General features: G+C 62.5%; 18 protein-coding genes and 3 pseudogenes. 2 read left to right on the top strand and 19 right to left on the bottom strand.

Going from position 1 to position 19,965, the window contains the following annotated elements:
* Both AC1DZ5_RS10800 and AC1DZ5_RS10795 read left to right on the top strand, forming a co-directional pair.
* A partial coding sequence (locus AC1DZ5_RS10800) for a hypothetical protein (protein WP_477888840.1) occupies nucleotides 1-180 on the top strand: 180 nt, incomplete at its 5' end.
* A 616-nt stretch (nucleotides 181-796) separates the two neighbouring features.
* Nucleotides 797-910: pseudogene (locus tag AC1DZ5_RS10795) on the top strand (PEPxxWA-CTERM sorting domain-containing protein); the annotation flags it as partial.
* A 67-nt stretch (nucleotides 911-977) separates the two neighbouring features.
* On the opposite strand, the gene AC1DZ5_RS10790 reads toward AC1DZ5_RS10795, so the two are convergent.
* The 19 genes and pseudogenes from AC1DZ5_RS10790 to AC1DZ5_RS10700 form a co-directional block, all read right to left on the bottom strand.
* On the bottom strand, nucleotides 978-1,487 hold the full coding sequence (locus AC1DZ5_RS10790) for a thioesterase family protein (RefSeq protein WP_477888838.1): 510 nt from the start codon (nucleotides 1,485-1,487) through the stop codon (nucleotides 978-980).
* 9 nt (nucleotides 1,488-1,496) lie between these two features.
* Nucleotides 1,497-2,441, bottom strand: a pseudogene (locus AC1DZ5_RS10785) (acyl-CoA dehydrogenase family protein).
* Nucleotides 2,442-2,444: 3 nt separating this feature from the next.
* Nucleotides 2,445-3,332 (bottom strand): annotated as a pseudogene (locus AC1DZ5_RS10780) (SDR family oxidoreductase).
* On the bottom strand, nucleotides 3,332-3,991 hold the full coding sequence (locus tag AC1DZ5_RS10775) for a TetR/AcrR family transcriptional regulator (RefSeq protein WP_477888836.1): 660 nt from the start codon (nucleotides 3,989-3,991) through the stop codon (nucleotides 3,332-3,334). Before AC1DZ5_RS10775 ends, AC1DZ5_RS10780 begins: the two are co-directional and overlap by 1 nt.
* 63 nt (nucleotides 3,992-4,054) lie before the next feature.
* Nucleotides 4,055-4,819, bottom strand: coding sequence for an enoyl-CoA hydratase (locus AC1DZ5_RS10770; protein ID WP_477888834.1), 765 nt, complete (start codon nucleotides 4,817-4,819; stop codon nucleotides 4,055-4,057).
* 34 nt (nucleotides 4,820-4,853) lie between these two features.
* The gene (locus AC1DZ5_RS10765; protein WP_477888832.1) at nucleotides 4,854-5,660 is read right to left on the bottom strand and encodes an acyl-CoA thioesterase; all 807 of its coding nucleotides are present in this window, start codon (nucleotides 5,658-5,660) and stop codon (nucleotides 4,854-4,856) included.
* On the bottom strand, nucleotides 5,657-6,553 hold the full coding sequence (locus AC1DZ5_RS10760) for an alpha/beta hydrolase family protein (RefSeq protein WP_477888830.1): 897 nt from the start codon (nucleotides 6,551-6,553) through the stop codon (nucleotides 5,657-5,659). The genes AC1DZ5_RS10765 and AC1DZ5_RS10760 overlap by 4 nt, the downstream gene beginning before the upstream one ends.
* A 57-nt stretch (nucleotides 6,554-6,610) precedes the next feature.
* On the bottom strand, nucleotides 6,611-7,804 hold the full coding sequence (locus AC1DZ5_RS10755; RefSeq protein WP_477888828.1) for an acetyl-CoA C-acyltransferase: 1,194 nt from the start codon (nucleotides 7,802-7,804) through the stop codon (nucleotides 6,611-6,613).
* Nucleotides 7,805-7,815: 11 nt separating this feature from the next.
* On the bottom strand, nucleotides 7,816-8,310 hold the full coding sequence (locus tag AC1DZ5_RS10750) for a DUF4442 domain-containing protein (protein ID WP_477888826.1): 495 nt from the start codon (nucleotides 8,308-8,310) through the stop codon (nucleotides 7,816-7,818).
* A gap of 1 nt (nucleotide 8,311) precedes the next feature.
* On the bottom strand, nucleotides 8,312-10,711 hold the full coding sequence (locus tag AC1DZ5_RS10745) for a 3-hydroxyacyl-CoA dehydrogenase/enoyl-CoA hydratase family protein (RefSeq protein ID WP_477888824.1): 2,400 nt from the start codon (nucleotides 10,709-10,711) through the stop codon (nucleotides 8,312-8,314).
* Nucleotides 10,712-10,729: 18 nt separating this feature from the next.
* Complete coding sequence (locus AC1DZ5_RS10740; protein WP_477888822.1) at nucleotides 10,730-11,164, bottom strand: DUF2147 domain-containing protein; 435 nt, start codon at nucleotides 11,162-11,164, stop codon at nucleotides 10,730-10,732.
* A 44-nt stretch (nucleotides 11,165-11,208) separates the two neighbouring features.
* The gene (locus AC1DZ5_RS10735) at nucleotides 11,209-13,005 is read right to left on the bottom strand and encodes an acyl-CoA dehydrogenase C-terminal domain-containing protein (RefSeq protein WP_477888820.1); all 1,797 of its coding nucleotides are present in this window, start codon (nucleotides 13,003-13,005) and stop codon (nucleotides 11,209-11,211) included.
* A 36-nt stretch (nucleotides 13,006-13,041) separates the two neighbouring features.
* On the bottom strand, nucleotides 13,042-13,716 hold the full coding sequence (locus AC1DZ5_RS10730; protein ID WP_477888818.1) for a TetR/AcrR family transcriptional regulator: 675 nt from the start codon (nucleotides 13,714-13,716) through the stop codon (nucleotides 13,042-13,044).
* A 108-nt stretch (nucleotides 13,717-13,824) separates the two neighbouring features.
* The gene (slmA, locus tag AC1DZ5_RS10725; protein WP_477888816.1) at nucleotides 13,825-14,487 is read right to left on the bottom strand and encodes a nucleoid occlusion factor SlmA; all 663 of its coding nucleotides are present in this window, start codon (nucleotides 14,485-14,487) and stop codon (nucleotides 13,825-13,827) included.
* Nucleotides 14,488-14,543: 56 nt separating this feature from the next.
* On the bottom strand, nucleotides 14,544-15,977 hold the full coding sequence (locus AC1DZ5_RS10720) for a sensor histidine kinase (protein ID WP_477888855.1): 1,434 nt from the start codon (nucleotides 15,975-15,977) through the stop codon (nucleotides 14,544-14,546).
* A gap of 23 nt (nucleotides 15,978-16,000) precedes the next feature.
* Nucleotides 16,001-16,687 (bottom strand): response regulator, encoded by a 687-nt coding sequence (locus tag AC1DZ5_RS10715; protein ID WP_310340513.1) that lies wholly within the window; start codon nucleotides 16,685-16,687, stop codon nucleotides 16,001-16,003.
* Nucleotides 16,688-16,747: 60 nt separating this feature from the next.
* Nucleotides 16,748-17,647 carry an acetylglutamate kinase gene (gene argB / locus AC1DZ5_RS10710; protein WP_477888813.1) on the bottom strand — a complete coding sequence of 300 codons (900 nt, stop codon included), beginning with the start codon at nucleotides 17,645-17,647 and terminating at the stop codon, nucleotides 16,748-16,750.
* Nucleotides 17,648-17,736: 89 nt separating this feature from the next.
* Nucleotides 17,737-19,596: a polysaccharide biosynthesis protein gene (locus tag AC1DZ5_RS10705; protein WP_477888811.1), complete on the bottom strand. Its 1,860-nt coding sequence runs from the start codon at nucleotides 19,594-19,596 to the stop codon at nucleotides 17,737-17,739.
* Nucleotides 19,589-19,948: an H-NS histone family protein gene (locus AC1DZ5_RS10700; protein WP_477888809.1), complete on the bottom strand. Its 360-nt coding sequence runs from the start codon at nucleotides 19,946-19,948 to the stop codon at nucleotides 19,589-19,591. The genes AC1DZ5_RS10705 and AC1DZ5_RS10700 overlap by 8 nt, the downstream gene beginning before the upstream one ends.
* Nucleotides 19,949-19,965: the final 17 nt, after the last annotated feature.

The raw sequence follows: 19,965 nt of genomic DNA, 5'->3' as shown, positions 1-19,965 counted from the left end.
CAGCTCCCTCATCCCGCTGACGGGCAAAGCCGCCAGAGTTTCGTCCAATGTGTTTTGCAGCAGGCTCATCAAAGAAAAAGGGAACGTGAAACACGCTCCCTTTTTACAGCCCTTCAGATCACGTACGGCTTAACTGACTGGCATTGCCCGGAAGATGGCTTTTTCTTTTGGGGATGTTGAAGATCCGGCACACGTATGGGGCCCGCGCGCATCAATTGTTACCACCTGTATCCCTCAGGGCTTCAATGCGGCAGATGAATCCAAACGGGCTATTGCCCAGTCTTGGTGCACAAAACCAGAATGCCCGCGGGGCAAGTATTCGCCCGCCCCTCAACCAGTGGAGTCACCCATGAAACTAAAGAAACTTTTGACGACAACCGGCATTGCCGCCGCCATGCTGTCCGCATCTGTCGCACAAGCCAATACCAACACCTTCTCAGGCCTGACCGGCAGCATTACCGCTTTGGCCAGCTACACCGAAGATGGCATCACTGCGACGCCGACCTCGGGAAGCTTTTGGGGCTGGCCCTCTGCGGGACAGTTGCACCTGGACCCCACCGGCTTTGCCGGAAACACGGTCAACTTCACCTTCGCGTCGGGCCTCTTCAACTTGAATAGCCTGGACATCAGCTACGCCAGCAGCGGCGCCGTGGGTGCACTGACCGCTTTCGATACGTCCAACAACGTTCTGTTCACCACCAACCTCAATGCCAGCGTTACCGGCACTGTGAACTTTGGCACCTGGAACAATATTGCGCGACTGCAATTGGTCGACACCGGCAGCCACTTGAGCGTGGACAACCTGACGCTGACGGCCGCAGTGCCTGAGCCCGAAACCTACGCCTTGTTGCTGGCAGGTCTGGGTTGCATCGGCGCGATGGTGCGTCGCCGCAAAGCCAAGCAAGCCTGATCACACACTAACCACGTGTAAAAAAACGGGAGCTTCGGCTCCCGTTTTGCATTTTCCCAGCAGTGCTTCAAGAAACGATATAAGCCGCTGCCCCGGTAGACAGCAGCTTGCCATCCGCGCCCAGAAACTCCATACGCGTGGAGGCCACGCGCGAGCCCAGGCGCATGACTTCGGCGCGCAGTTCAAAGCTGTCACCAATGCCGGGGCGCAGGTAGTCCACTCGCAGGTCGATGGTGCCCAGCTTGGCAAAGCGGTGTAGGCGCTGCGGCGGTGCCTCGTCCATATGGCGCGCACCAATGGCGGCCATCACGGCCAGGCCGCCCATGGCGTCCAGCCCCGCGCTGATGACACCGCCGTGGATGCGGTTGAAGCTGTAGTGGCCCACCAGCTCCGGTTTCATCGCGATGTGGGCCACCACACGCTGGGGCGTGATGCTGGCAATCTTCAGACCCAGCACCTGGTTGAAAGCGATGCTGTGCTCGAAGATGTGGCGCAGGCCTTCGATGAACTCCGCTTCAAACACCACCGGGGCGTCTGGACTGTCAACGGAAGTGGTGGGCACAGGTGTTTTGGGCATAGGGCATTTTCACAGGCCGAGTTGACGGCTGGCCAACTCTTTCATGATCTCTTCGGCACCGCCGCCAATCATCATGACCTTGACCTCGCGGTAGATGCGCTCGCACGCGGTACCACGCAAAGGTTTTGCGCTGCTGCGCCCAAGCCAAGGCCTCGTCGTAACAGCATTCGGAAAAACCCAGCGCCATGGCGGCCATGGACAGGCGCTCGCCATTGAAGTTGGTGAGGATCATCTTGAAGCCCGCACCCTCCTCGCCCACAAGATTGGCGGCCGGCACGCGCACGCCGTCAAAGCGCAGATGTGCGGTGTCGGAACATAACCAGCCCATCTTCTTCAGGGGGCTACGCGACAAGCCCATGGCGTCACCCGGGACCATCAGCATGGAGATTCCCATCGGGCCTTTGTTCTTCAGGTTGGTGCGCACGGCCACCGTGATCCAGTCGGCGCGCATGCCGGAGGTGATGAAACTTTCTCACCATCCACCACATAGGCGTCGCCATCCTGCCGCGCTGTGGTTTTGAGGGCGGACACATCGGTGCCGCCGCCGGGTTCGGTGATGGCCAGTGCGGCAATCTTCTTGCCGGCCAGCACATCGGGAACCACCTGTTGTTGTAGCGCAGCGGAGCCATGGCGCAGCACGGGTGGCAGGCCAATGTTGTGACTGAACAGGCTGGCCATCAAACCACCGCTGCCGCCCGTGCGGGCCAGAGCCAGGGTCAAGGCATTGCGCAGCGCCCACGGTGCGGGCGTACCACCGAGCGCCTCGGGATAGCCCAGGCCCAGCCAGCCCAGATTGGCTGCACGCAGGTAGAGGCTGCGCAGAAACTCGCCGGCCTCCTCCCAGTCATTCAGGTGGGCAGCCACCTCCGTCAGGATGAAGCGGCGTGCCGCGTTTTCGACGGCGGCGATGTCTTCCGGTGCAACGTAGTCCGGCCCAGGGTTGGCGGTCTGCATCACTCAGCTGCCGGAAAACACTTTGGGCGTGCTGGCGCGGTGAAACCCGTTGAAAGGTTTGATGGCATCGCGCGCCTGGGCCTTCTCGTCGGCCACACGCATGGGCTAGCCCATGCGCACCTGGGGCCGTGCGCCGTCAATACGCAGCGTGCTGCCACTGATGAAGGCGGCTGCGGGGCTCAGCAGGAACACAATGCCCGCAGCCGTCTCGGCCTCGGTACCAAATCGGCCCAGAGGCACGGTCTTGGCCATCTCGCGCAGCATGGGGCCCATCTCCGCGGGATAGTGGTCCATGCCGCTGGAGGCGATGTAGCCCGGCGCCACCGCATTCACGCGCACCCCACGGCCCGCCCATTCGGTGGCCGCGGTCTCGGTGAAGCTGACCATGCCTGCACGTGCCGCACCACTGTGGCCCATGCCTGGCATGGAGCCCCACATGTCGGCCACGATGTTGACGATGGCGCCGCCGTGATTGGCCATACTCTGGCTGAAGCACTCCCGTGCCATCAGAAAGCCGCCGGTCAGATTGGTGTTGATCACCGCTTCCCAGCCCTTGGCGCTGATGGACTCCAGCGGCGTCATGTACTGTCCGCCTGCGTTGTTCACCAGGCCGTCGATGCGCCCATGCTGGGCCACGATGGCAGCCACCGCTTGCTGCACCGCCTCTTCCTGGCGGATGTCGCACACATGCTGGCTGGTCTGGCCGCCGTCTTCGGCAATCTCGGCGGCCACCTTCTCCAGCTTCTCGGGCTTGCGGCCAATCAACGCCACGGTGGCGCCCAGGGCCGCCAGCTCATGTGCCACACAGCGGCCAATGCCGGAACCACCGCCCGTCACCACCACCACCTTGCCCGCGAACAAACCGGGCGCAAACACGGAACCGTACGACATCAGGACTCCTTCAAAAACAAGGCCATGGCGGCATCACCCAGCTCTTCGACGGACGCGCCCTTCTTGGCATCAAACCATTGCACCGACCAGTTCAGCGCCCCCAGCATCAACAGGCGTGCGAGCTTGACGGGCGCCTTAAGCTGGCCATTGGCTTGCAGAGCGTCCAACACCGGCATCCACAGGGCTTCGTAATCGGCAATCAGCTGGGCCAGCAGCTTGCGCTGGCGGCTGTTGAGCGAGCGCCATTCGTACAGCATCACCGGCACAAAGTCATTGCCAGGCCCTAATAACCCGGCAAAGTGCGTATGCACCAGTGCGGCCAGCTGCGCGGCCGGTGGCTGCTCGGCATAGCCGGGCTGACTGATGGCGGCGTGCTGGTTGGCCAGCGCTGTGTGCATGCCCTCCTCCATCACGGCGAACAGCAGCGCGTCTTTGCTTTTGAAGTGGTAGAAGGGCGAGCCGCTTTGCATGCCGGCAGCAGCGGCAATGTCACGCGTGGTGGTGGCCGCAAAGCCCTTGCGGCGAAACAGCTGGGCTGCTGCCTTGAGCAACTCGTGTCGGCGATTGCCGTCATCGCGCTCGTCCACGGTCTTGCGTGGGCGGCCACGCGGGCGCTTGGGAACATCGATATCGGTGACAACAAGATCGGGGGGCGTCATGCCTCCGACCTTACCAAGGCTTTATATTTTTAACAAGCGTTTGCTTGGTAAAAATAAGTGTTGTCAGACTTGGCTGAAGTCCGGCTTACGCTTTTCCATGAAGGCGGAGAAGGCTTCTTTGGCCGCGGGGGCCTGCAGCAAGCGACCGAAGCTCAGGGCCTCTTCGTCAATGCGCTCCAGCACCTGGGCCATCTGGCCCTTCTTGAGCAAGCGCTTGGTTTCCACCAGCGAGGTCAGGGGTTTGGCAGCTAGCTTGCGCGCTTGCGCCTGGGCAATGCCATTGGCCTCCGTGGGCGGCACCACGCGGTTGGCCAGACCCACTTCAAGCGCGGCCTCCGCCATGAAAGGTTCACCCATCAGCAGCGCTTCGGCCGCACGGTGGTAGCCCATCATCTGCGGCACCAGCAAGCTGGAAGCCGCCTCGGGGCACAGTCCCAAGTTCACAAACGGCATGGAGAAGGCGGCGTTGTCACCCGCGTACACCAGGTCGCAATGGAACAGCATGGTGGTGCCAATGCCCACGGCCGGGCCACACACGGCCGCCACGATGGGCTTGGGAAAGGCGGCCAGTGCGCGCAAGAAGCGGAACACGGGTGCGTCGTCGGACTTGGGGGCGGTACTCAAAAAATCGCCAATGTCATTGCCTGCGCTGAACACGGTCACATCGCCCTGGAACACCACCACACGCACAGCCGCGTCGTCGCGCGCGGCGTCCAGCGCATCGGCGCAGGTGGCGTACATGACCTGGGTGAACGAATTTTTCTTTTCCACCCGGTTCAGGGTGATGGTGGTAATGCCGTCGGCGGTGTCGATCAGGATGTCTTGCATGGTCGGTCTCTGTGGAAAGGAATACGCGATTGGATCACTGTTTGTAGTAGACGATTTGGTGCGTGGTCACCAGCAGCACACCGGCCTGGTTCCAGAGCTGGCTGCTCTGGTCGAAGAAGCCGTTGCGAAACGCCTGCGCCCGCGCCTGGCCCAGCAGATAGCCATTGCCGGTCTGCGCCAGTTGCTCGGCGCTGGCATGGAAGTACACGGTCATGGACACGGTGCCCACCGGCACATGGGTGGAGCGGCGGATGAACACGCGCGGAAAGAAGATGTCGGAAATCGACGCCAGCGAGGCAAAGTCCAGCGGGCGCGGTGGCTGGTCGCGCACCCAGAGCTGCGACAGGCTGCTGTCACCGCGGCCATCCCACACCTCGGGCAGGCCGCCGGTGATGGGGCGTGACTCAAAGCGCCGCACAAATTCCATGGGCGCACGCACGCTGGGCAAGGGCACGTCTTCGGGTGCTGGGCAGGCGGGCATGGGCTCCTCGTCCAGGCTCCAGGTCTCGCGCCGCACCGCGGTCACAGCTGTAGCCGTGAGCACGGCCTGGCCATCCTGCTGCAGCTCGATCACCCAGTGCTGGGTGGAGCGGTTGGTGCGTACCGCGCGTGCCTGCACGACAAAGTGGCCATCGGCCACCGCCGCGCAGAAGTTCACGGTGAGCGACACCGGGTCGCCCAGGCGGTCGGGGTGACGCAGCACGGCGCTTAGCGCCTGGGCTGCGGTGATGCCACCAAACGGGCCCACCATGTTGGCATAGGCCGGATGGGTGTGGCCCAACCAGCTGCCGTCGGTCTGGCGCTGTAGCGCTACCGCTTCGTCAAACGGGTGGGTAGTCATACCGATGCGGGAGTGGGAGTGGCCGAAGTGGCAAAACCGCTGAGCCATTGCTCCAGGCGCGGCCACAGCAGCGACTGGTGTTCGGCGCGGAACGGGCCAAAGTGGCCCAGGCGGCGCACCGACAAATCGGCCGGCGCGATGCTGTGCACCTCGCGCGGTGCATTGGCGTACAGGTTGATCAGGCTGTGGGTGCCGCGCAGCGTCATGAGTTCGTCGTCGGTGATGGACAACGCCACCACCGGGAACTGCACCTGGGCATAGCTGTGCAGCGCTGCCGCGCCCTCGGCGCCCACGCTGTAGCGCGGGTTCAGGCACCACTTGCGCCATTGCAGGATCACGCCCTTGGGCAGATCACCGACCTTGCGCAGGCGCTTGCCCGGGAAGTAGCCAAACAGGCGCGTGGCCAGCGGCACCAGAATGAACCAGAAGTACGGCACGATGCGCTTGAGCTGGGGCGCGTTCTCACGCCAGTAGCCACTGCCGGCGGCCACGCTGAGCAAGCCACTCACCTGGTGGGCGTTACGCAGCAGCCCCGGCAGCTGCGCGCCCAGGCTGTGGCCCAGCAGGTACAGAGGCAGCGTGGGCACGGCGGCCTTGGCGTGGGCGATGATGGCTTCGTAGTCGCGCGCCCAGTCATGCAGGTCAGCCTGAAAACCCTTGAGCCCGCCGGGCGGGAGCGAATCGCCCATGCCACGGTAGTCAAAGCTGGTGACTTGCCAGCCCTGGGCCGCCAGCCACTGGGCAAACGGTGCGTAATAGTCTTGCCGCACGCCCATGGCGCCGCCAATCACCACGCTGCCGCGCAGCGTGCCTTGGGCCGCATAGGTGCGCAAGGACAGCGGCGTGCCATCGGCAGCCAGCAGGGTTTGCGATACAGAAGAAGTCGTGGCCATCGTGGTCTCCTGAAAGAATAAAAAAGGCCACCCGCGGTGGCCTTGTGGAGCAGCGTGTCAGACGCGTTCGAAAATTCCGGCGGCCCCTTGCCCGGTGCCCACGCACATCGTGACCATGCCGTACTTCAGGTTGTGGCGGCGCAGCGCGTGGATGACGGTAGCCGCACGGATGGCGCCGGTGGCGCCCAGCGGGTGGCCCAGCGCAATGGCACCGCCCATGGGGTTGACCTTGGACGCGTCCAGGCCCAGGGTGTTGATAACCGCCAGCGATTGGGCTGCGAAGGCTTCGTTCAATTCAAACCAGTCAATGTCTTCATGCTTCAAGCCGGCGTAGCGCAGCGCCGCAGGAATCGCCTCGATGGGGCCAATGCCCATGATTTCGGGCGGCACACCGCGCGCGGCAAAACTCACAAAACGGGCCAGTGGTGTCAGGCCAAACTGCTTGACGGCCTTTTCGCTGGCCAGGATCAGCGCGCCGGCGCCATCGCTGGTCTGCGAGCTGTTGCCCGCGGTGACGCTGCCACGCGCTGCGAACACGGGCTTGAGCTTGGCCAGGCCTTCGATCGAGGTGTCCGGGCGGGGGCCTTCGTCCAGGCTCACGGTGCGGGTGCGCGTCGACACTTCACCGGTCGCCAGATTGGGCGTGCGTTCGATCACATCGATGGGCGTAATCTCATTAGTGAATTCACCGGCCTGCTGGGCCTTGATGGCACGCAAGTGAGATTCCAGCGCAAACGCATCCTGCATCTCGCGCGTCACCTTCCACTGCTGGGCCACCTTCTCGGCGGTCAGACCCATGCCGTAGGCGATGCCGATGTTTTCATCACGCTCAAACACTGCGGGATTGAACGAGGTCTTGTTGCCACCCATGGGAACCATGCTCATGGACTCGGCGCCGCCGGCGATCAGCACATCGGCTTCTCCGACGCGGATGCGGTCGGCGGCCATCTGGATGGCGGAGATGCCGGAAGCACAGAAGCGGTTGACGGTGATGCCGCCCACGGGGTGGTCAAAGGCCAGACCCACGGCCACGCGGGCCATGTTCATGCCCTGCTCGCCTTCGGGGAAGGAGCAGCCGATGATGGCGTCTTCAATGGCCTTGGGGTCCAGCGTGGGGACTTGCAGCATGGCGCTGCGCAGGGCCGCGACCAGCAACTCGTCGGGGCGGGTGTTGCGGAAGAAACCGCGGCCGGAACGCCCGATGGGCGTGCGCGTGGCGGCAACGATGTAAGCGTCTTGGACTTGTTTCATGGGGAAACTCCTTATTTTTTCGGGGTGGGTATCCACGCCCAGATGAATTCACACTGGATGGGCTGCTCGCCCGATTCGTCGCTGACCTGCACGGCCACGCTGACTTCGCCCTTGTCGCTTTGCTGCATCTGCAAGCGTTGCGCGTCGGACAGCGTGGCCACAGCGCGCATGGCGCCCTGGGAACGGCGTTTGAAGTCGATGCGCATGGTCTTGGCCAGGGGCAGGCAGTCGTCACGCACATTCATGCCCACCACCATGCCCGTGGCTGTTTCGGCCAGCAGCGCCATGGCGGCTGCGTGCACGCCCTGGATGTGGTTCTGCACCCGGCGCACATTGGCCACCGCAATCTCCACACGCTCGGGCGCCATGTGCGCAAAGTCCAGCCCGGCCGTGCCTGTAAAGGGCACCGCTCGACCCAAGACCTTGTTGCGCAGCCAGGGGCGCAGTGCGGCGGGCACGCGGTCCAACTTGGCGACCGAACGGGCAAGGCGGTTGGGCTGGGCCATCTTAGTTGCGCACCGGCTTGCCGGTGGACATCATGCCCATGATGCGTTCCTGCGTCTTGGGGTGCGTCAGCAGGCCACAGAAGGCCTTGCGCTCCATGGCCATCAGGTATTCCTCGGTCACCAGGGTGCCCGCATCCACCTGCCCGCCACACACCACTTCGGCAATCAGCAGGCCGATATGGAAATCGTGTGCGCTGATGAAACCACCGTCGCGCATGTTGACCAGCTGCGCACGGATGGTGGCGATACCACTGCGGCCGGCCACGGGGAAGCTGCGCTTGTGCGGCGCGCGGTAGCCGCCTGTGAACAACGCCTTGGCTTCATTGATGGCCACAAACAGCAGCTCGTCCTTGTGGGGCACCACGATGTCGCTGTCCAGCAGGTAGCCCAGCTTGCGGCTTTCCAGCGCACTGGTGCCAACCTTGGCCATGGCCGCGGCGGTGAAGCCTTCAGTGAGGAAGGGCAGCACATCCTTGGAGGTGCTGAGCGCCATGTTTTCGGCTGCACGACGGGCGATGTAGGTCAGCCCACCAGCGCCGGGCACCAGGCCCACGCCCACTTCGACCAGACCGATGTAGCTTTCCATGGCGGCTACGCGCCTGCTGGAGTACACCGCCAGCTCACAACCGCCACCCAGGGCCAGACCGCGAATGGCGGAGACCACGGGCACGTTGGAGTAACGCAGCTTGAGCATGGCGTTTTGCAGCTCGGCCTCAGCGCCTTCGATGGCCTTGGCACCGCCCATGATGAAGGCGGGCATCATGCCTTGCAGATCAGCGCCGGCGGAGAACATGTCGTCGGGCGACCAGATCACCAGGCCCTGGTAGTCTTTCTCGGCCAGCTCTTGCGCTTGCAGCAGGCCTTCAATAACACCGCCGCCGATGGCGTGCATCTTGGTCTTGATGCTGGCGATCAACACCTCGTCATCCAGCGTCCAGAGGCGAATGGATTCGTCTTCGAACACGGTCTTGCCCGCAGTCTCGGCCTTGGGTGCGTTGGCACCCAGCACGCTCTCGGGGAAATGCTGGCGTTCGTACACGGGCAGCTGGCGCACGGGCACAAAGGTGCCCGTGGACGGGTTCCACGAGCCCGCGGGCGTGTGCACGCCACCGGCGTCGGCCACCGGGCCCTTGAAGACCCAGTCGGGCAGCGGCGCCTTGCACAGCGCCTTGCCTGCATCAATGTCTTCTTGCACCATCTTGGCCACTTCGAGCCAACCGGCCTCCTGCCAAAGCTCGAACGGTCCTTGCTTCATGCCGAAGCCCCAGCGCATGCAGAAGTCTACATCGCGTGCGTTGTCGGCAATGGAAGCCAGGTGGATGGCAGCGTAGTGGAAGCTGTTGCGCAGGATGGCCCAGAGGAACTGGCCTTCCTTGCCCTCTGCATTGCGCAGCAGTTTCAGGCGCTCGGCGGCAGGCTTCTTGAGCATGCGGCCATACACCTCATCAGCCTTCTGACCGGCAGGCACGTACTCTTTGCTCTCCAGGTCGAAACGCGACACATCGCGGCCCACCTTTTTGAAGAACCCAGCCTTGGTCTTCTGGCCCAGGTTGCCCATTTGCAGCAAGGTCTTGAGCACCGCGGGGGTCGCAAAGCTCTCGTAGAAAGGATCGGTCTCAATGCTCAGCGTGTCCTGCAGCGTTTTGATCACGTGGGCCATGGTGTCCAGGCCCACGACGTCCGCCGTGCGGAAGGTGCCGCTGGACGCGCGACCCAGCTTTTTGCCAGTCAGGTCGTCCACGACATCAAACGTGAGACCGAAGTTTTCTACTTCCTTCATGGTCGTCAGCATGCCGGCGATACCGACACGGTTGGCAATGAAGTTGGGGGAATCTTTGGCACGCACCACGCCCTTGCCGAGGTTGCTGGTGACAAAGCCTTCCAGCGCGTCCAGATAAGAGGCTTGGGTGGTGGGGGTGTTGATCAGCTCCACCAGCGCCATGTAGCGCGGGGGGTTGAAGAAGTGGATGCCGCAGAAGCGGGGTTTGATTTCCTCTGGCAGGGCCTCGCTCAGTTTGGTGATGGACAAGCCCGAGGTGTTGGACGCCACGATGGTATTGGGGCCAATGAACGGAGCGATCTTCTTGTAGAGGTCCAGCTTCCAGTCCATGCGCTCGGCGATGGCCTCGATGATGAGGTCGCAATCGCGCAGCTGCTCCAGATGCTCTTCGTAGTTGGCCTGGCCGATCAGCGCTGCATCATCTGCCACGCCCAGGGGAGCGGGCTTGAGCTTCTTGAGGTTGTCGATGGCCTTGGTGACGATGCCGTTCTTGGGACCGTCCTTGGCAGGCAGGTCGAACAGCACCACGGGCACCTTGACGTTGACGAGGTGGGCTGCAATTTGCGCACCCATCACGCCTGCGCCGAGCACGGCGACTTTTTTCACTTGGAAGCGGGACATAGGAATTCCTGAAAAGAGTTACTGGACGCGAATCCAGGTTTGCGTGCGGTAGAAGAAACCGATGTAGCCGCGCATTTCGATCTTCTTGCCGCCGTCGATGGGGGTCATGGTCATCTTGTAGACCTTGCCGGTGGATGGCTCCACGATGGTGCCGCCTTCCCACACGTCTTTGCCCTCAGCCTTCTTCAACCCACGGATCAACTCCAGCCCCACCATGGGCTGGTCCTTGCGGTCGTCTTTGCATTCAACGCACAGCTCATCAGACTTGGCTTTGGGGTCCATCACTTTTTCAATGCGACCAGAGACCACGCCGTTGTTCTCGACGATGCGGATCTCCGACTTGGCAGATCCATCCTTGTCATCAATGGTTCGCCATAACCCCACGGGGGTCATCTGTGCCATCGCTGAAAAAGCGCTCATACCCAGAGCGGCTACCGCTATTGCTCGAATCATGGTTGTCTCCTTTGTTTTACGGACGGATTGCACTTTGGCATGGTTCACGCAAAGACAGCGTCGGTGTCCATCAGGACCTTGGAGCCGGCGCGCGCCGTGCGCATTAGCGTTGCGGTCTCGGGGAACAGCTTGGCAAAGTAGAAGCGTGCGGTTTGCAACTTGGCCACGTAGAACGGATCGGTATTGCCGGCCGCGATTTCACGCAGAGCGACTTGCGCCATGCGAGCGAAGAAGTAGCCAAACACCAGATGGCCGGCCACGCGCAGGTAGTCCACCGCAGCGGCGCCCACTTCGTCGGGGTTCTGGAAGCCCTTGAAACCGATCTCGGTGGTGAACTTGGTCATCTGGTCACCCAGGATGGCGACGGGGGTGATGAACTCGGACATCTTCTCGTTGGTGCCTTCTTCTTCCACCAGCTTGCCCACCAGCTTGCCGAACTTCTTCAGCGTGGCGCCGTTGTTGCCCAAGATCTTACGGCCCAGCAGGTCCAGCGATTGGATGGTGTTGGTGCCTTCGTAGATCATGTTGATGCGGTTGTCGCGCACGTACTGCTCCATGCCCCATTCCTTGATGAAACCGTGGCCACCAAACACCTGCATGCAGGCGTTGGTGGAGATGTGGCCGTTGTCGGTCAAAAAGGCCTTAGCGATGGGGGTGAGCATGGCCAACAACTCGCCGGAATCCTTGCGTACTTTTTCATCGGTGTGGTAGTGCTCCTTTTCCAACAACATCGCACAGTAGGCCTGCAGCATGCGGCCGCCTTCGGCATAGGCCTTGGCAGTCAGCAGCATCTTGCGCACATCGGGATGCACGATGATCGGATCAGCGGGCTTGTCCTTGGCCTTGGGGCCGGTCAGGGAGCGCATCTGGATGCGGTCCTTGGCATAGGCCAGCGCGTTTTGGTACGCCACTTCGGTCAGACCCAGGGACTGGTTGCCCACGCCCAAGCGGGCCGAGTTCATCATCACGAACATGCCTTGCATGCCCTTGTTGGGCTGGCCAATCATGGTGCCGATGGCATCTTCCATGACGATCTGCGCCGTCGCGTTGGACTTGATGCCCATCTTGTGTTCCAGGCCGCCGCAGTAGATTCCGTTGCGCGAACCCAGGCTGCCGTCCTTGTTCACATTGAACTTGGGCACCACAAACAAGCTCACGCCCTTGATCCCGGGAGGCGCATCGGGCAGGCGGGCCAGCACCAGATGGATGATGTTGTCGGCCATGTCGTGTTCACCGGCGCTGATGAAGATCTTGTTGCCGGTGATCTTGTAGGTGCCGTCGGCCTGGGGCTCGGCCTTGGTGCGCATCAGGCCCAGATCGGTACCGCAATGGGGTTCGGTCAAGCACATGGTGCCGGTCCACTCGCCGCTGGTCATCTTGTGCAGGTAGGTCTGCTGCTGCTCGGGCGTACCGTAGGTGTGCAGCGCGTGGTAGGCGCCGTGCGTCAGGCCGGGGTACATGGTCCAGGCTTGGTTGGCGCTGTTGAGCATTTCATAGAACATGCCGTTAACGATCAGCGGCAAGCCCTGGCCGCCGAACTCGGGGTCACAGCCCAGTGCCGCCCATCCTCCGTCAACATACGTCTTGTAGGCTTCCTTAAAGCCCTTGGGTGTGGTCACCGCATGGGTCTTGGTATCCAGCGTGCAGCCTTCGGCATCACCCGAGATGTTCAAAGGAAAAATCACTTCAGAGGCGAACTTGCCGCCCTCTTCCAGCACTGCGTTGATGGTGTCCGCATCCACATCGGCGTGGCGCGGAATTTGTTTCAGGTCGTCAACGACGTTGAGCACTTCGTGCATCACAAACTGCATGTCGCGCAGCGGAGGGGTGTAAGTTGGCATGGTGCTTTCTCCTTGGATAACTGACAAAAATGGGGGTTAGAAAGGTTTGGCGCCGTAGCGCGCCAGAATGTTGGCGAAACCCTGGTTGGCGCGCTCGATCGAGCCGGGGTTTTTGAGAAAACGGGCTTCGTAGTGCAGGGCCAAAATCAGGCCGTGGATCTCGAAAGCCATCTGGTGTTCGTCGGCATTGGCGTGCAAGTGGCCACACTGTTTGGCCAGCACCACGGCGCGGTAGAGGGCACTGAGCCAGGTTTGCACTGAGGTGGCCAGTGCATCGCGCACCGGACCAGGCCGGTCGTCAAACTCAACGGCACCGCTGATGAAGATGCAGCCCGACTGGATTTCCACGGCCACGCGCTTCATCCAGTTGTGGAACAGCGCCTCCACCCGGGGCAGACCGCGTTCAGCATGCAACGCGGGATAGAACACTTCTTGCTCAAAGCGGCCGAAGTATTCGCGAATAACGGAAATCTGAAGTTCTTCACGCGAACCAAAGTGGGCAAACACGCCGGACTTGCTCATCTGCGTGACCTCGGCCAGCACACCGATGCTCAGGCCTTCGAGGCCAATTTGGGTGGACAGGCCAAGCGCCGCCTCGACGATGGCGGCTTTGGTTTGCTGCCCTTTTTGCATGGCCCGCTTGGAAGGCGCGCGCTTGGCCGGCGCATCAGAGGCGCTGCGGGGTTTGCTGGAAACCGACACGGAAGACATGGATAGGCAGACCACAAAATAGAACGATCGTGCTATTTTGCAGCATTTCCACCATCCCCCCTCATAACCCTCGTCTTCTAGAGGGCTTCTTCTAGCAAGACTACGGGTTTACCCCAGCATGACTTGCAAGGCGGGCTCGAGGTGCTCTGAGGGCAGTCGCTTGAAACCCGAGCGGGTGTAGCGCTGCAGGCGGCCCGCCACAAAGGCGGTGACGGCGGCAGCGCGCACCTGTGCGTCCACCGTGGGGGTGGCCGAGGCCTGGGCGACAGGGCTGTCACGCAGACACTGCTTGAGCGCGGCCTCCACCTTGTCAAACAACTGGTTCATGCGCTGCTGCAAGCGTTCGTTTTCCAACACCAGCGCATCGCCCACCATGACGCGGGCCATGCCGGGGTTCTTTTCGGCAAACTGCACCAGCATGGTGGCGATGCGTGCGGCCTGCCGCGCGCCGGGGTTGCCCGCATCCGAGGCCAGCGGTTCGCGCTCCACGATCTGGGTGATCAGCGAGAACACGGTGCTTTCAATGAAATCGATGAGCCCTTCGAACATCTGCGCCTTGCTGGCGAAGTGGCGGTACAGCGCGGCCTCGCTCACCTCCAGCCGCGCGGCCAGCGCGGCGGTGGTGATGCGTTCGCCACCGGGCTGCTCCAGCATGGTGGCCAGGGTTTGCAAAATTTGCACCCGGCGTTCGCCCGGTTTGGGGCGCTTGCGGCCTGCGCTCTGGTGCTCGGAATCGGCAGCGTCGGCAGAGGGGGCGAATGCGTCGGGCATGGTGGGTCAGGCGGTTGGGTCGAATGATTCTCGCACAGGGCAGGTGGTGCGCGCGGCTAGGCCGGCAAGCTCAGCCACACGCGCAAGCCCCGGCCAGCGGCCCCACTGCCCAGCTGCAGCGGGCTGCGGTGCACGCGGGCAATTTCATCGGCAATCGCCAGGCCCAAGCCATTGCCCTCCACCGCGGTGCCGGGCACGCGGTAGAAGCGCTCCAGTACACGGCGCTGCTCGGCCTGCGGGATACCGGGACCGTCGTCCTCCACCTCTAGAAACGGCTGGGGCGTGGCTCCGGGCACGGCGGCGGCACGCACGCCGCAGCGCAGCGTGACGCGGCCACCTTGGGGCGTGTACTTCAACGCGTTGTCCACGAGGTTGACCAGTAGTTCGCGCAGCAACCATTCCTGGCCTGTCACGTGGGCAGGGGCCGCGTCCAGACCAAAGTCGATGTCCTTGCGCATGGCGGCCTCGAGCTGGGCTTCCAGCACCACCTCGCACAGCTGTTTGAGGTCCACGCGCTGCATGGGCTGACCTTGGGCACTGCGCGAGTCCGCGCGCGACAGCGCCAGCAGCTGGTTCGCCAGTTGGGAGGTGCGGCGCGCTGCCTGGCGCAAGCGCAGCACCTGATCCGCTCCTAAAGTGATAGTGACTGGCGCAGTATTGACGGGGGCCAGTGGGCTATTTTGTACACTTCTCCCACTGCTGACGGCTTGCGCCCAGGCTTCCACCTGCGCCTGCAGCCCGGCCAGTGGTGTGCGCAGCTGGTGGGCCGCATCGGCCACAAAGCGGGCCTGACTCTCGGCCTGGGCATTGACCAGGCCGAACAAGCGGTTCAGCGACAGCACCAGGGGCCGGACCTCGTCGGGCGAGGCATCGGGGTCCAGCGCGGACAGGTCGCGCGGCGAACGACGCTCCACCGCATCCTTCAGCTCCAGCAGCGGCCGCAGTGCGGTACGCACCGCCCAGTTGACGGCGAAGAAGCCGGCCACGGCCAACACCAGGTTGGGCAGCAGCACCTTCAGCGCCAGCAGGCGCAGCCATTGCTGGCGCGGATCGGAACCGTCGGCCAGACGCACCACCAGCTCCCCGGCCACGGTTTGCACGCGTTGGCTGACGATGCGATAGGTGATTCCCTCGTACTCCTCGCTGGAAAACTCGGGCTCCTTGGTGGTGGGGGGCAGGCCGGTGAGCCAGTCGTCGCCCACCTTCACGCGGCCGTCCAGACCGACGACGGCGAAGGCCGACATGCCTGGCCGCGCACTAAGAAACTCGTCCACCGGTGGGGCCGTCAGCAGTACGGGCGGGGCCATCTCGGTCTCGCCGCGCGCAACCACCGAGTCGGCCAGCAGCGGCACCAGGTTCAGCAACTGCCGGTCCTGTTGTAACGCGGCGCTGTCGGCCGAACGGAAGTCAAACCAGGTATTGAGCGCTGCCAGCAGCAGTAAGGGCAAGAGCAGCAAGAGCAGCAGGCGCCGCTGCAGGCCGGAGGACATACCGCTGACCATGGGGCGCTAGGTCAAGCCGCCAGCAATTCCAGCCGGTAGCCAAAGCCGCGGATGGAGCGCAGCGCGATGCCATGCGGCTCCAGCTTGCCGCGCAGGCGGGAGATATAGACCTCGACCGCGTTGGGCGTGATCTCCTTGTCCCAGCCGGTCAGGGCTTGCAGCAGCTTGTCCTTGTTGGCCGGTTTGGGGGCCTGCAGCAGCAGGTACTCCATCACCGTCCATTCACGGGGACCCAGCTCAATGGGCTGGGCCGCGCCCGCCGCACTGCGGATACAGGCCTGCCGCTGGGCGGTGTCCAGTTCCAGCGGGCCAAAGCTCAGCGTGGCGGAGGTGGCAGCCTGCGAACGGCGCAACAGCGCGCGCAGGCGGGCCAGCAGCTCAGGCAACTCAAAGGGCTTGACCATGTAGTCATCAGCCCCCATGTCCAGGCCCTGCACACGGTCTTGCAGCGCGTCGCGCGCGGTGAGGATGAGCACCGGCATGCTGTGGCCGTTCTTGCGCAGCGCCTGCGTGAGCGCCAGGCCGTCCATCAACGGCAGGCCGATGTCGACCACCGCCACGTCAAACGACTCCGCCTGGGTGACCTCCAAGGCGCGCTCGGCGCTACCCACCCAGTCCACCGCATAGCCAGCGTCTGAGAGGCCCAGCTTGATGCCGCTGGCCACCATCACATCGTCTTCCACCAGCAGCAGTCTCATAGCGATTCAGGCCTCTAGCCCCCGTAGATATTGCGCAAGCAGCTATTGATTCAATAGCAATCAGTGCGAACGAATCATGGTGCCGAAGGCCTGGTCAGTCAGGATTTCGAGCAACAGCACGTGCGGCACGCGCCCGTCGATGATGTGCACCGAGTTGACGCCGCTCTTGGCGGCATCCAGCGCGCCAGCAATTTTGGGAAGCATGCCACCGCTGATGGTGCCGTCGGCAAACAGCTCGTCAATGCGCTTGGCGGTCAGGTCGGTCATGAGTTGGCCGGCCTTGTCGAGCACACCACTGATGTTAGTGAGCATCATGAGTTTCTCGGCCTGCAGCACGGTCGCCAGCTTGGCAGCCACCACGTCGGCATTGATGTTGTAGCTTTCGTTGTGCTCGCCAAAGCCAATGGGGCTGATGACGGGGATGAAGGCATCATCCTGCAGCGCCTTGACCACGCTGGGGTCCACGCTGACGATGTCGCCGACCTGGCCTACATCGTGTTCCTTGCTGGGGTCGGTGTTGTCCAGCATCTTGAGCTTGCGCGCGCGGATCATGGCGCCGTCGCGCCCGGTCAGGCCCACGGCCTTGCCACCGGCCTGGTTGATCAGGCCCACAATGTCCTGTTGCACCTCGCCACCCAGCACCCACTCCACCACTTCCATGGTGGGGCCGTCGGTCACACGCATGCCCTGGATGAACTGGCCTTGCATGCCCAGGCGCTTGAGCGCGTTCTCGATCTGCGGGCCGCCGCCGTGCACCACCACCGGATTGATACCTACCAGCTTCAGCAACACCACGTCTTCGGCAAAGGCTTTCTGCAGCGCCGGATCGGTCATGGCGTTGCCACCGTACTTGATAACCATGGTCTTGCCGTGGAACTTGCGGATATAGGGCAAGGCCTGGGCCAGGATCTGGGCCTTGTCAAAGGGGGCAATGGGAGACGGTGCGCTGGAGTCAGACATGGGCAGGGTCAGTAGTGAATCGAGGGGCGAAACGCAAATTGTGCCGCATTGCCGGGAAATATCCTTGCGGCATCCCTACGGCAGAGCGGTCAGGCGGGCTGGTAGCCCAGCACGTGCTGGGACATGAAGGCTTTGATGGCGGCCGCGTCATTGGCATTCGCTGCTGCCTCCAGCACCTGCAGCTCTTGCTGCAGCGCCGCCCAGGGCATGAAAGGCTCATGCGCCTTCATGATGCGTGTATGGGCTGTAGGCTGAGGGTTGTCGCCGATCAGCAACTCTTCGTATAGCTTCTCACCGGTGCGTAGTCCGATGACCGCAATCTCGATATCGCCCGTGGGGTGCGCGGCATCGCGCACGGACAGGCCCGAGAGCTGCACCATGCGCCGCGCCAGGTCCATGATCTTGACGGGCTGCCCCATGTCCAGCACGAACACATCGCCGCCCTGCCCCATCGCGCCGGCCTGCAACACCAGCTGCGCGGCTTCGGGGATGGTCATGAAATAGCGTGTGACTTCTTCATGGGTCACAGTCAACGGGCCGCCCGCAGCGAGCTGCTTGCGGAACAGAGGCACCACGCTGCCGCTGGATCCCAACACATTGCCAAAACGGACCATGGAAAAGCAGGTGCCCGTGTTGGCATCGGCCAGCGCCTGCAATACCAACTCGGCCACACGCTTGGTGGCGCCCATCACATTGGTGGGGCGGACCGCCTTGTCAGTGCTAATCAGCACGAAGCGCTTGGTACCACTCGCCGCCGCGGCTTGCGCCAGGTTCAGCGTGCCGAACACGTTGTTGCGCACGCCTTCGCCCGGGTTGTCTTCCACCATAGGCACATGCTTGTAGGCGGCGGCGTGGTACACGGTCACCGGGCGGTAGGTTTCGCAGACAGCGCGCAGGCGCTCGGGATTCGTCACACTGCCCAGCAGCGGGATCAGCTCAACTTGTAATTGCTGGGCAGCGCAAATGGCTTCCAGCTCTTGGTGGATGGCATAGAGGCCGAATTCGTTATGGTCCAGTAGCAGGAGCTGACGCGGTTGCTGCAAGGCGATCTGGCGGGTCAACTCACCGCCGATGCTGCCGCCGGCGCCGGAGACCAAAACCACCTGGCCAGCCAGGTCTTTGGCCAGCAGATCCACATTGGGCTGCACAGGCTCACGCCCCAGCAGATCTTCAATATCCAATTCGTGGATGTCTTGGACCGTGACCTTACCGCTGGCGAGATCCGCCATGCTGGGTAGCGTGCGCACATGAACCGGCAGCCCTTGCAAGGACTCAATGATCTGGTTGCGCCGCTCGCGGGTGGCATTGGGCATGGCGAGGAGAATGTCGGTGATACGCTTGCTCTCGACCAACTGCGCCAATTGCTGACCAGAATGGACTGGCAAACCATTGAGACTGCGCCCCGCCATGGACACATCATCGTCTGCAAAACCAATGAGCTCATATTGGCGAGCGACCCCCAACGCGGCCGCAGTCTGCGCACCGGCATCTCCTGCACCATAGATCAGCAAACGCCCCGAAACACCGCGAGACTTTGCATCTAATTCTGCCAACCAGAAACGCGCAAAAGCGCGGCTTGCCCCGACCAAAACAAGAAAAACCAAAGGCTGCAAGAGCCCCAAGCTGCGCGGCACCATGGGCCACTGATGCCACATCAACAATGCGGACAATACCAGGGCATACAAGCCGACAGCCTTGCCCGTTGCAACCAATGCAACCTGACCGGTGTACCGAAAGATGGCCCGATAAAGACCAAAACGGATAAAGATGGGAATGGCAAGGACTGGTGCTATCGCATAGACCCACCACTGTGCTTCGGCAGGCCGATGCAGGCCATCCAAACGAAGCGAATAAGCAACCCAAGTCGCAAAAATCGCCAACACGACATCAAGAGCGATGACGACCAATCGCTTGGCCGTACGCGGCCAAGCCAGCACACGGCTATGCATTGATCGCGAACGATTCCTTGGATTGACCTTGAGCGATCAAGGCTGCCAGCCACTTAGGAGTCAGGCCACGGCCAGACCAAGTTTCACCGTTGGGGCCGCGGAACTTGGGTGCGACAGCAGCCGCGGCCTTTTTAGGCACCTTGGGAGTTTTTTCAGCGCCAACTTTGGCTTTGCGCCCGGTTTTCCCCACCTTGGCAGGCTTGGCCGTTTGCAAATCTTTGACGGTAATGCCGAAGGCCTGCATTTTGGCTAGGATTTCCTGCACCGTGCTGCTGAATTCCTTGGACTTGATTTCGTTGGCCTGTTTTTGCAGCTTTTCGATTTGAGTTTGGATATCGATCAAATTGGACATATTTTTCTCCATCAATA

The organism is Rhodoferax sp. P1_F3 (genome assembly GCF_056405715.1).
Note: the sequence above shows the minus strand (reverse complement) of the source record. Positions and strands in the feature narration are given on the sequence as shown.